Source organism: Kocuria sp. CPCC 205235, assembly GCF_040980905.1.
Taxonomy (GTDB): domain Bacteria; phylum Actinomycetota; class Actinomycetes; order Actinomycetales; family Micrococcaceae; genus Kocuria; species Kocuria carniphila.
This window is the reverse complement of the sequence record NZ_JAVKPR010000014.1, coordinates 1-12,822: the sequence shown is the minus strand read 5'-3', so window position 1 is coordinate 12,822 and position 12,822 is coordinate 1. Positions and strand designations below refer to the sequence as shown.

Sequence of the window (12,822 nt, the reverse complement as noted above, 5' to 3'; positions counted from 1 at the left end):
GCGTTAGGCGCTGCCGCTACAGCGAGGGAGACCATGACCGATTACGCGCTCAACGACCGAGGGTCCTTGGACGTTGTCACCGAGAACTTTTACGACACCGAGATCATGCGAGTGTTCGGAGGGTTGTCGGTCGGTCGTTCCCAGACGTGGGCGGGACTGGCCGCGCTGGTGCCGGAGCCAGACCACCCCTTTGACCCGCGCACCATCTCCGTGCGCATCGGTGAGAACAAGGTGGCCCACCTGCCCACGCAGGACGCCCACCGCTACTGGGATCCCATCGCGCGTGTCGTGGCCTCCGGTTACACGCCGGTGGTGCCGCTCAAACTGGACGCGCGGCTGGAACGCAATGACGGTCTGGCGGAAGTGGACGCGACCGCGGTCATCTCCATTGCTCCCCCGGATCTGCTGTTTCCCATCAACCCCGCGCCCATCCAGGCCGCCGTGTTGCCCCAGGGCTCCTCGATCAAGGTGCTGGACGAGCAGGATTTCGCCGAGTACCTGCACTCGATCGTGCCCGCCAGCGGCGAGGGTCGCGTGATCGTCACGTTGGAGGCCAATAAGGTCCGCAACTCCCACGGCGTCACCGTGGACACCGTGGACGTGCTCTACGAACGCAAGCAGGTGGGCCGGCTGTCCACGCAGATGTCGCAGCAGTTCATCCCCATCATCAATCACGCGTTCGATCACAATCTGCTCACGGCCGCGTGGGGCACCATTCGCGGCTCCTCGTTCGAGGTCTCCATGACACTGCAGGCCGCCCGCGCCTCCGAGGTTCCGGATGCCTGGTACGAGGAACTACCCAACGACGTTCCCGAGCTCGTCGAAGAGGCCGAAACCTACGACGTGCCCCCGGCCTACATCCCGGTCGAAACCGACCGCGGCCGCAACTCCAAGAAATGGCGCAAGGGCTACACCGCCGCGCACCCGCAGGGGCCCGCCGACGCCGCCGCTTCGCGCCCTGCCGCGGGCAGCTCACGTGTCGCGGAGGATCCGCTGGCCATCGGTGATCGGCCCGCCTCCGATCGGCGCCGCGCTCCCAAGGGAGCGAAAGCTGCTGTGCTGGCGCTGGCTCTGCTGACCTTGGTGTTGATTGTGGGCGCCGTGGTGATGATCTCGTTCGAGCCCTTGGCCACCACGCTGTTCGCCATTGTGGCTGTGGCTACCGGTTTCATGGCCTTCTATCTCAATCGAACGTTGTAAGGCAGACTTAGCCCCCTATGATTTCTCGCCGCGAACGCTTCATCCAGATCATCGAGGTCCTCTCCAGGCACGGTTTCGGTTTTGCAGTGGGCGGCATCAAGCCCGAATGGCGAGCCCCGTTGGCCCGCGCCCGGCTGCTCAAGACGCAGACCATCCACACCCAACCCGAACATCTGCGCATGGCGTTGGAGGAACTGGGTCCCACGTTCATCAAACTGGGTCAGCTGGTCTCCACGCGCCCGGACCTCTTGCCGCCCGGTTACGCGGATGAGCTGCACAAGCTCCAGGACAACACTCCCCCGGTGCCCGTGGACCAGATCGCCGCCCTGATCGAGGCCGAGCCGGATTCCCAGGCGGAAGAGATCCTGGCGCACATCGACCCCACGCCCATTGCCACCGGTTCGATCGGTCAGGCCCACGCGGCGACCTACAAGGGTCACGACGTGATCGTGAAGGTCCGCCGCCCGGGCGTGATGGACGAGGTCAACCGTGACCTGGAGATCATGAGCGACCTGGCCAAGCTGGCCTCCCGTTACTGGCCGGCGGCCCGCGACTACGACCTGGAAGGTCTGGTCCACGAGTTCAACGACTCCCTGCGCGGTGAGCTGGACTACTTGCAAGAGGCTCGCAACGCCCAGCGAATGGCCGAGAACTTTACGGGCCACCCCCGCATCCACGTCCCGGAGATCTTCTGGGAGGCCACCTCGTCCCGCGTGTTGACCATGGAGCGGATGTTCGGGGTCAAGATCAACAACTACCCCGCGCTGGAAGCTCAGGGTGTGGACCGGCACCTGCTGGCCCGCGAGGCCACGGACGCGATCTGCAAGATGGTCTTCGAGGACGGTTTCTTCCACGCGGATCCCCACCCGGGCAACCTGTTCGTGGAAGAGGACGGCCGCATTGCGATCATCGACTTCGGCATGGTGGGAGAGCTCAGCGAGGAATTCCGCGATCACCTGATCACCATGATGCTCGGCGTGGTGCAGAGCAATCCGCGCCGGGCCACCACCGGCCTGCTGGGGCTGACCGCCACGGGTGAGCACGATGTCTCCAAGCGGGACCTCGAGCGGGACGTTGCGGTCATGATGCGCCGCTACGCCAACAAGCCGCTCGAAGAAATACGCGTGGGCGAGCTCATGGGCGACCTGGTGCACGTGCTGCGGTACCACAAGCTGCAACTGCCCCGGCAGTCCGCGCTGTTGCTGCGCATGCTGGTCACCGCGGAATCCATGGGCACCGGTCTGGACCCGCACTTCGATCTGGTCTCCGTGCTCCAGCCGTACGCGGAGCGCTTCATTCTGCACCGGTTGTCGCCGGAGGCCCTGATGGCTCGCCTCCGTAGCTCGGTGGAGGACGCCATGCAGATGAGCGTGGACATCCCCGAGTACGTGCGCCGGCTCATCGTGGTTCTGGAACGCGGTGGATTTGACGTGCACCTGCGCACCGACGAGCTGGAACCGGTCATGAAGAGCGGCGCCAAGATCGGTCACCAGGTCGTGGCCGGCGGCATCATTGCCGCGTCCATCAACGGCACGGCGCACATCGTGGCCTCGGATCCGGAGCGCTGGAAGAAGTACCACACGCCCATGATCCTCGGCGGCATGTCTACGGTGGGTGTGCTGGGTGGCTACCTGGCCGTGTCATCCAACGTGGACCGTGCCCGGAAAATCGTGCGGACCCTGCGGGGCAGGAGGCCTCGCGGGCTGTCCTGATCGAATCGACAACGGCGCACGCGCAACTCGCCGCGGTTTAAATCGGTGTTAGCTCTGGTCTATATTCCACCGAATTTCGTCCTCGCTCTGGCACGCCACGGTGGGTTCGAAAGACTGGGGCTTGAGCGGCTCGCCCTGGATGAACTCGCGGACGGACCCGTTGGAGACCATGACCTGGTTGAACACACCCAGGGCACCTTGGACCTCCCCGCGAATGGTTACATAGCCGAACTCCGGATTGGTCAACGGCGCCATGGCCGCTCGCAGCGCGGACTGAACGGCGCGGTCTCCCACCAATTCCATGAGCGAGGCCTGGAACACCATTCGAGGCAGGCCGTCGACCAGCACTTCCACGTCCGGGCCGTACAGGGTCTCCACCCAGCGCAATTCGCAACCGGGGTTCCCGGCGATCAGCATGGCCAGTTCACCCACCGTGGCGTATCCCGCCAGTGCCTGGTCCAGCGCCACGTAATTGGCCACATCCCACCCCGAGGGATGCTTACCCCACGTTTTGACCGTTTTGGAATCCCTCATGTCGAATTGGAAGTCGAAGGAGGAAGGCCCCGCCTGCAGGAAGGTCACCCGAATGGAGTCCGGGTCCAAAGTGTCGGCCCCCAGTCGGATGCATTCACGGAACAGATCTTGCATTCCCGTGAAGGAATCACTCATGGTCATATTCGGTATGTCGAGCTGCTGGCCGTGTGCGTTGTAGCACGTCACCAGCGCGGACATGCGGCTGATCGTCTTGGTGGAGCGGTCCCCGGTCTTGAGGGACCAGGTTTTGTCCAGTGCTTTTTTGTCCCGTGTACCGCGTGCGGCGGCCATGGCCACTCCCTGCTCAAGTCTCTGCGAATTAGCGCCAGTCAACCCCCCAACGATGAAGTCCGGGTCGGAACGTGACCCGCTCGATTCGTCTGTTGCACCGACGAATTCATCCTAGGTCACACCAGAGGCGATATTCCCTTAAGCCAAGTAATGATTGCGGTGGTGAAAGATCATTCGGCCATGTCATCCTCCCGGCATCCGCATCTGATCTGTCCTAGACTGACAACGAATCTCGCGTCCCCTACAGCGGTGCTGCTGTGGCCCACCCCCTCGGGCCATTCCCCCGGCGCACCGCCGAGATCGCGTTTGCGCCTGGAAGAGGATTATTCATGCACACGATCATGCCGATCTATGGCACTCGTCCGGAGGCCATCAAGATGGCCCCCATCGTCAAAGCACTTGAAGAAAGCCCCCTGTTCAATTGCGTGGTGACCGTGACCGGCCAGCACCGCGAAATGCTGGACCAAGTGAACGAGATTTTCGAGATCACCCCCGATCACGATCTGAACATCATTCAGCCCCGCCAGACCCTCAATGGCGTGCTCACCCGCACCGTGGACGGCCTGGACAAGATCTTCGCCGAGAACGCTCCGGACGCCGTGGTCGTCCAGGGTGACACCACCACCTCGACTGCCGGTGCCATTGCCGCCTTCTACCGAGGCATTCCCGTGATCCACGCCGAGGCCGGCCTGCGTTCCTTCGATCTCTTCTCCCCCTTCCCGGAGGAAGCCAACCGCAAGCTGACCTCCCAGATCGCCTCCCTGCACCTGGCGCCCACGTCCACGTCCCGGGACAACCTGCTGCGCGAGGCCATCAACCCGGATGACATCGTGGTCTCCGGCAACACCGTGATCGATGCGCTTCTGCACACCGTGGAGAAGCAGCTGCCCTTCTCGGACCCGCAACTCGAGGAGATCGCCCAGTCCGGCAAGCGCGTGCTCTTGGTGACCACTCACCGCCGTGAGAATCAAGGAGAGGCCATGCGCGGCGTCGGACGCGCCCTGGCCCGTATCGCTGCGGCAGAGCCTAACCTGACCATCGTGCTGCCCGTCCACCGCAACCCGGCCGTGCGCGAAGCCGTGCTGCCCGCGATCGAGAACCTGTCCAACGTGGTGGTCACCGAACCGCTGGCGTACGGCGAGTTCACCCGCATGCTTTCCGTGGCTCACCTGGTGCTCACCGATTCCGGTGGCGTCCAGGAGGAAGCGCCGTCCTTGGGTAAGCCCGTTCTGGTGATGCGTGAGAACACCGAGCGCCCGGAGGCCGTCACGGCCGGCACCGTCAAGTTGATCGGCACGGACGAGGAGCGCATTGTCGAAGAGGTCGACAGCCTGCTCAACAACCAGGCGATCTACGAGGCCATGGCCAACGCCGTGAACCCTTACGGTGACGGCAAGGCCGGTGCCCGCACGGTCGCCGCGATCGCCCAGATGTTCGGCGTGGGCGAGCGCATCCCGGATTTCGATTCACAGGTCTAACTAGTCCATCGGTAACTCTCGGGGAAAGAGGACACGCATGAAGCTGACGGTCATTGGTACGGGGTACTTGGGGGCAACCCACGCTGTCTCCATGGCGGAGTTGGGCCACGAGGTGATCGGCCTGGACGTGGATCAGGCCAAGATCGATGCCCTGGCATCCGGTGAAGTTCCGTTTCACGAGCCCGGTCTCCCGGAATTGCTGACCAAGCACATCGGTACGGGCAAGCTGCGGTTCACCACGTCCTATGAGGAGGCCGGGCCCTTCGGCGATGTCCACTTCATTGGTGTGGGTACCCCGCAGAAGGCCGAGAGCCACGCGGCGGACATGACCTACGTGGATGCGGCGGTCACCCAGATCGCGCGCGCCGCGGACCACGACTGCATCATCGTGGGCAAGTCCACGGTCCCGGTCGGTTCGGCCGTCCGCCTCCAACAGCTCGCTCGCGAGAATGCCGCCGACGGCGTTCGGGTCACCCTGGTCTGGAACCCCGAGTTCCTGCGCGAGGGCCACGCCGTGGATGACACGCTGACCCCGGACCGCATGGTGTTCGGTCTGGAGACCGACGCCAACGGGCAGTACACGGAGGAAGCGCTCGCGGCGAAGAAGATCCTGCGTGAGGTCTACGCGTCGCAGCTGGCCGCCGATATTCCGCTGATCATCACCGACTACCAGACCGCTGAGCTGGTCAAGGTGGCTGCGAACAGCTTCTTGGCGACCAAGATCTCGTTCATCAATGCGCTGTCCGAGATCACCGAGACCGTGGGCGGTGACATTCGCACCCTGGCGGACGCGATCGGCCTGGACGAGCGCATCGGGCGTAAGTTCCTCAACGCCGGCGTTGGTTTCGGCGGAGGTTGCCTCCCCAAGGACATCCGCGCACTCCGTGCCCGCGCGGCCGAGTTGGGTGTGGACCAGTCGGTCCGGTTCCTGGCCGAGGTGGATGACATCAACCTGCGACGCCGCGAGCACACCGTGCAGTTGGCCGTCCAGCAGCTGGGTGGCTCCGTGCACGGCCGTGACATTGCCGTGCTCGGCACTGCGTTCAAGCCCGAGTCCGACGACGTGCGCGACTCCCCCGCGCTGGACATCGCCGCTCGTCTGCACTCCATGGGCGCCGAGGTGCACGTCTACGACCCTAAGGCCAACGCCAACGCAGCCAAGCGCTACCCCCGCTTGGACTACGTGGACAGCATCGAACAGGCTGTGGCCCGTGCAGAGATCGTCCTCCTGCTGACAGAGTGGAAAGAATTCCGCGAGCTGACGCCCGAGCAGCTGGAACCCCTTGTTCGAGAGCGGACTATTGTGGACGGACGCAACGTGCTGGATCCGGATCAGTGGATTGACGCTGGATGGAAGTACATGGCGTCCGGACGCTCGATCAAGAAATAACTGGCTAAAATCCGCGTCACACGGTCCCCCGACCAAGTGCCGCGACCCCTCTGAACGGCAGGTTTTCCGTGGTTGCACTATATCCCTACCCCCGGGGTTTCATAATCTTCCGCAGCGACTCATCCCCCGCTCTACCGGAAGGTTGGTCCACCGTGTCTCTTGGAGACTCCGAGTGGGTCTTCGCACATGACCAATTGGAGGTTCCCGAGCTAGTTCATGCAACCGACGGTGACCGGTGGGTACTAGTACATGGATTGTGTCTGTTCGCGGGTGAAAACGAACAAGACTTGTCGCCAGCACAGCGACTGACCGAGGCCGCGATTGTAGGGGAAACCAAGTTCCTCAACCTACTTGATTACTTCGGAGGTAGGCACGTCGTCCTCTCAGGCGATGCCAACGGATTCTCTCTTTACCAAGATGCCACGGGGATGAGATCGGTGTATTACTCCAAAAGCAATGCACTGATAGCTTCACACGCGAATCTGCTGAATGAACTGGTGCCGCACCGGCGCAGAAGTCCGCAAGAAGGGCTCAACGGTTTTATGCGCGCCTGGGATCGAACTCCGTATATAGGCATAGATGCACTCCTTCCGAATCACGCGCTAAACGTCCCCGGATTCGACTTCAAGCGGTTTTTCCCTCGACAAAATAACAAATTTCGTTCATGGACCGTTCAAGAGCGAATCACGGAATTCCGAAAATTATGGGACCAAAACTGGACATCACTGGCCAAAAGCCATACCGAAATCGTAATGTCCATAACCGGTGGCCATGACAGCCGCACTACACTGGCATTGTTGTCTCATCAGATACATTCCATACGTACATTTACCTACACAACTTCTGGGAGTGCGAAGGACGCGCGCGAATCGAGCCTTCATCTCGATCGAATAATAGTAGACGAGATAAAAAAATACATTTCCCTTGACCATGAGTACATCATGGAGCCAGAGAAACGACCCATACTGGAGGAACAGATAAGTGCGCTACTCTCTAAAAATACACTAGGTAAACACGGTAGATGGTTGCTGCCTTACTATCTCGACATGGCAATAAGTCATGAAGCTGTCCATGTACGGGGCAATGCCTACGGGGTTTACAAAATTCCGTGGCGCCCTAAAAGTGACCAGGATAGTCTAGAAGAGTTCAGGAAACTGTACTTCAGACTGACTAAATCAGATCAAACTCATGAACCTGAATCCTCACGGAATGCACACTTTGTCGAAGGGTTACAGCGATGGGGATATGAAGAAGCGCTGTACGACTACCACCGTTTCGAACTTCTATTTTGGGAAATCCGTTTGGGACGATGGGCTAGTGAGATTTATAACGAGACGGATATTGCATTCAACTCTCTAGAGCCCACGAACGTTCGTAGAATGCTTGAGATTGCAACTTCGTTCACATACCCCGAGAAAGTAAATATGTTCTTTCAATCGGAACTAATCAATAGCACCTATCCGCTATTGAATTTTCCAGGTAAGAACGATGTTCGAAATCTATACGAGATTACTCGCGACAATTTAAAGGTAAACCAAAGCGTAACAAGTCAGCCCTACGAACCGGGCGGAACACGAATGGGACTTGCAAAGACTTTTAGGATTGAGAAAAACGATGGGACGTTCATCGACGAGCCCGCTTACGGAAACGAAATATCTATCCCTGCCCAAAACTTTCACCCGGGCAATTCTGTAACAAGAAAATTTAATGCCATTAAGGAAAGCGGAGATCTCACATTCACACTCTCGAATACATATGCGAACCCGAACGGCAGAGGCGTTTGGCGGCTCGAAATACTTCTCGACAATGTGCCGGCATTCTGCTTCGATGGGGCCGAAAGACATAGACCGGTACACATATTAGTTGCGAATCTATCATCCAAAACACAAGTTGCGATTCGTCTGATACCCCTCCAAAATCGCACGGGAAAACAATCATGGGCGCGCGCCAGTAGGACGCAGGTCTACGACGCCTTCCTTAGTGCCACGCATACTGTAGGACCACTCGAAGTGCACGCAGATATAGATGGATTCCGACCAATCGACTCTCAATAGTCCAGTCCACTGCTTTTAAGAGTCTGAACTCAAGGAAAACCGAAACAGGTAGAGCATGGTAATGATCGCTGACGAATACCATAAGTCACTACTTCAAGTAACGCTTGACGAATTAGCCGCACTTTCTGCCGATGTATTCCGGGAAGAGCAACCGTGCCGGTTAGACTTAGTCACGCCTGAAACAGCAATCCCCTTACTGATCGTGCGACGCGCACGCGCGAATCGTCTCCTTATACTCAATAACGGAGCCATGGACCTCGGTCGCTCAAACGGTGCCCCTACATTTCAAAGATCTTCATGGTGGAAGGATTTAGCAAGTCACCAAATCTACATATGTGACCCAGGAACAATTGGTAAGAACGCGATTTCAATTAACTGGTTCCAAAGCCAACCCCCGCTTTGGAGTACCGCATACGTTGCAAAAGCAATCAGGCAAATATCTAAACATCTAGGTGTCACAAACGCGAGAAATCGGACATATTTTGGATCCTCCGCCGGGGGTTTTGCTGCGCTACTTCAGCTTTGTGCCGACAAGAATGCGCATTGCATCGTTAACAACGCACAATTTGACTGGACTCGCTGGTTTCCCAATGAGGTCAGAACCATCCTTAATCTTCACTTTAATGGACGCACCGCGGCAGACGTGCGTAACTCATGGCCGTATCGAACCAACGCGCTGGAGTTTCTCGCTAGGACACCAAAGCCTCTCTATATTGACTATCACGTTAATATGGCGTCGAGTTATGACAGAGATGTCCAACTACCAATCTTGGAACGATTCTTGGCTGTGCATCCTGAAATATGTGGATTAGTCTGCATACATCGATATTATTCAGAAAGAGAAGGACATAACCCAATGTCAATAAGTAAAACAATAAATATTTTAAATTCGCAAACATAGGGTTAGCTATGTTATGTCTCAGGACATCGGTGACAGTTCTGTGTCAGGACATCGGTGACGGTTTGAAGGGTTTAGGTGGTGACAGTTCTGGGCTGAACTTGGTCGATGAGACCGTCTTCGCCCAGCAACTCACCCCTTGATCCCCGCGTGCGACTCGCGATCGCGTTGTGGCCTGATGATGCACCACGCGGGGCGGTGAGCGTGTTTTGTGCCGAGCAGGGGATCTCACGCAAAACCTTCTATCAATTGCGCCGACGCGCCCGTGAGCAGGGTCCCGATGCCGTGATCGAGCCCCGCTCACGCCGCCCGAAGAACTCACCGTCCAAGACAGCCGATGAGACGATCGAGATGGCGCTAGAGGTCCGTAGGCTTCTGGAGGAATCCGGGCTGGATTACGGGCCCATCAGTGTGTCCGACAAGATGGCCGCACTGGAGATGCCAGCGCCCTCACCAGCGACGCTGGCTCGGGCGTTCCGCAAGGCCGGGGTTGCCCGGGCTCAGCCGCAGAAGAAACCACGCTCGTCGTGGAAACGATTTGTCTATCCCCGTCCCAATGACTGCTGGCAAATCGATGCCACCGCTTGGGTACTCAGCGCTGGGCGCACCTGCGTGATCTTCCAGCTCATCGATGACCACTCTCGTTTCCAACTGGCTTCTTCAGCGGCGGGGTCGGAAAACGCAGCCAGCGCGGTTGAAGTCGTGACTACCGCGGTAGCTCGTCATGGGATACCGCGGCGATTCCTCTCCGATAACGGGACCGCACTGAACCCCACCCGGTTTGGCGGCTCTTCCCAAATGAGTGTGGGTGAGCGGTAGCGCCGGGTGCGTGTCACGGGGGTTGGGGAGAGGCCGAGGCCTCCAGGATGGGGGTGCTGAATCCAACCGTCCTCGAAGGCCTCGACGTGTCCCATGCTAGTTGCGCGCCGGCGTGCGCGCTTTTCGACCTGCCCGACGTCCATGTACTCACAGTGGAGCGTCACCGGTCCTCATTCACTCTTCTGGTCGAGACCACGTCGTCGCTGGCGGGCTGCCCATCCTGCGGGGTGCTCGCCGTCGGTCACGGCCGGGTTCCGGTGCTGCTGCATGATCTGCCCTGCGCCGGAGTACCCGTGCGCGTGGCCTGGCGCAAACGCCGCTACCGCTGCCACGAGACGGCGTGCGAGGTGACGACCTTCAGCGAGGTCCACGAACTGGCCGCCCCGCGCGCGAAGCTCACCACCCGCGCGATCGCCTGGGCCGTGTCCCAACTGCGCGCCCACGACATCGCTGTCTCGGCACTGGCCGAGATGCTCGGTGTCGCCTGGAACACCGTGTGGGGCGCCGTCGCCCCGGTCATCGAGGACCAGCTGGCCGCTGAGGAGCGGTTGGCCGGGGTGGATGCCCTGGGAGTGGATGAGCACGTCTGGCGCCACGTGGGTCCGCCGGGCAGCGGGCTGGTCACCGGGATCGTCGATCACTCCCGCGACGAGCACGGCCGGCCCCGGGCGAGGCTGCTGGATCTGGTGAAAGGCCGCACCGGCGCGGCCTACGGTGACTGGCTGGCTGACCAAGGAAAGGCATTCACGGACGGGATCCGCACGGCGACCCTGGATCCGTTCCACGGCTACGCCAACGCGATCCGCGACGAACTCCCTGAGGCGGTCACCGTCCTGGATGCCTTCCACGTGGTCAAGCTCGGCGGTCAGGTCGTCGACGAGGTCCGCCGCCGCGTGCAGCAGGACACCCTGGGCCACCGCGGCCGGGCCGGCGACCCGCTCTACGGGATCCGCCGGACCCTGCAGATCGGCGCCGAGCACCTCACCACCAAGCAGATCACCCGGCTCAACGCGAAGCTCGAGGCCGGGGACCCGCACCATGAAGTCACCCTCGCCTGGCACTGCTACCAGAAGCTGCGCGCGGTCTACCACGCCCGTCCCGAACAGGGACGCCGGCTGGTCGCCGAGATCCTCGCCGCGTTCCCGTCCTGCCCCATCCCGGAGGTCGCCCGGTTGGGCCGGACCCTGCGGCGATGGAGGTCGGCGATCCTGGCCTACTTCGACACCGCCGGCGCCTCGAACGGCCCCACGGAAGCGATCAACGGCGTGATCGAGACGATGCGCCGGGTCGCCCGCGGCTTCCGGAACTTCGACAACTACCGGCTACGAGCCCTGCTCGCCGCGGGAGGACGCCGACCCTGGCGGAACGCCTCTACCCACACTCAAATGTGAAGGGCCGGTTTGGCCGTTCCTCCCAGCTGGTCAATTACTTACTCAGTCTCGGGGTGCAACCGATCACCGGTAAACCGTACAAACCCACTACCCAAGGCAAGAACGAACGCTTCCACCGCACCCTGACCCAGTGGCTGTCTAAACAACCCCTGGTTGACACGTTGTCGCAGCTGCAAACCCAACTCGATGAGTTCGAGATCATCTACAACACCCAACGCCCCCATCAAAGCCTCCCAGAGCGGGTGACCCCGTTCCAGGCCTGGAATGCCCAGCCCAAAGCACCGCCACCGCAGTTACCGGCCGAGGACACCGTGAGCATCGATCCCGGCCCACGGCCGTCCCAGTGGCAGCACCGCACCTGGACCCCGGGCGTAGATGATCACGGGCTACGACTGGTGTCCTCGATAGGGGTGATCCAAATCCACACGGTGAATTTTCATCTGGGCCTGGCACTAGCCGGAGTCACGGTCGCAGCAGTCTGGGACAACAACACGGTCATGATCGCTACCACCGACGGGGAACTACTGATCACCTACCCCGCCCCAGGAAGCGACCACGCGCCCAAGGACACGAGGTACTTCAGCAAGAAACATGCCCTGGAAATCACCCCAGCACTACAGAAACTGTTACGGAAGTCCTGACACACCAAACGTCACCGATGTCCCGACACAAAACTGTCACCAAAGACCTTAGACATCACGCATAAGGACTAGCTATGTAGAACACTTCATCTTGCCAAAACGTTCCTCCAGCATCGTCCTGCTGACTCGAAGGAGTACCCAACTGAAGGGATCCGAACAATACTAGAATTACCTTGAACGGATCGGGGTTTCGATGTGAGGTGAAAGCCTTAAAAAAGACTCTTCATACGACCAACGAACTGAGACTACTTGAGCAGCTGGAGACCTCATTGCCACCTGAGTTGGCTCACGACCTGGGGCTCTGCGGCATGGCGGGGCTGTGACCTGTGGTGATGCTGTCGGCTTGGGGCGGTTTCACGCACTAATTGGATGGTTCTAGAGTCGTGGTGTGGTGTTCATCAGGCGGGTGCGGAC

Annotated in this window: 8 protein-coding genes and 1 pseudogene; 8 read left to right on the top strand and 1 reads right to left on the bottom strand. The window is 60.1% G+C overall.

Features of this window, described 5'->3' with window-relative positions; all coding sequences use genetic code 11:
- The first annotated feature begins 33 nt into the window (after positions 1-33).
- Positions 34-1,200 carry a hypothetical protein gene (locus RF638_RS10480; protein WP_368841993.1) on the top strand — a complete coding sequence of 389 codons (1,167 nt, stop codon included), beginning with the start codon at positions 34-36 and terminating at the stop codon, positions 1,198-1,200.
- Positions 1,201-1,217: 17 nt separating this feature from the next.
- On the top strand, positions 1,218-2,912 hold the full coding sequence (locus RF638_RS10475) for an ABC1 kinase family protein (protein ID WP_368841992.1): 1,695 nt from the start codon (positions 1,218-1,220) through the stop codon (positions 2,910-2,912).
- A 48-nt stretch (positions 2,913-2,960) separates the two neighbouring features.
- Here the strand turns inward: RF638_RS10475 and RF638_RS10470 are convergent, their stop codons facing one another.
- A complete protein-coding gene (locus RF638_RS10470) occupies positions 2,961-3,737 on the bottom strand; it encodes a hypothetical protein (protein ID WP_368841991.1) in 777 nt (258 codons plus the stop codon).
- Between the two features lie 329 nt (positions 3,738-4,066).
- Here RF638_RS10470 and wecB point away from each other — a divergent pair, with 329 nt between their 5' ends.
- From wecB to RF638_RS10440, 6 genes and pseudogenes are all read left to right on the top strand, one after another.
- On the top strand, positions 4,067-5,215 hold the full coding sequence (gene wecB / locus RF638_RS10465; RefSeq protein ID WP_368841990.1) for a non-hydrolyzing UDP-N-acetylglucosamine 2-epimerase: 1,149 nt from the start codon (positions 4,067-4,069) through the stop codon (positions 5,213-5,215).
- A 37-nt stretch (positions 5,216-5,252) separates the two neighbouring features.
- The gene (locus RF638_RS10460; protein WP_368841989.1) at positions 5,253-6,605 is read left to right on the top strand and encodes a UDP-glucose/GDP-mannose dehydrogenase family protein; all 1,353 of its coding nucleotides are present in this window, start codon (positions 5,253-5,255) and stop codon (positions 6,603-6,605) included.
- A 152-nt stretch (positions 6,606-6,757) separates the two neighbouring features.
- Positions 6,758-8,659 (top strand): hypothetical protein, encoded by a 1,902-nt coding sequence (locus RF638_RS10455; protein ID WP_368841988.1) that lies wholly within the window; start codon positions 6,758-6,760, stop codon positions 8,657-8,659.
- 1,096 nt (positions 8,660-9,755) lie between these two features.
- The gene (locus RF638_RS10450; protein WP_368841987.1) at positions 9,756-10,376 is read left to right on the top strand and encodes a DDE-type integrase/transposase/recombinase; all 621 of its coding nucleotides are present in this window, start codon (positions 9,756-9,758) and stop codon (positions 10,374-10,376) included.
- A gap of 53 nt (positions 10,377-10,429) precedes the next feature.
- Positions 10,430-11,767: an ISL3 family transposase gene (locus RF638_RS10445; RefSeq protein WP_251355558.1), complete on the top strand. Its 1,338-nt coding sequence runs from the start codon at positions 10,430-10,432 to the stop codon at positions 11,765-11,767.
- 23 nt (positions 11,768-11,790) lie between these two features.
- Positions 11,791-12,057 (top strand): annotated as a pseudogene (locus tag RF638_RS10440) (integrase core domain-containing protein); the annotation flags it as partial.
- Positions 12,058-12,822 lie beyond the last annotated feature (765 nt).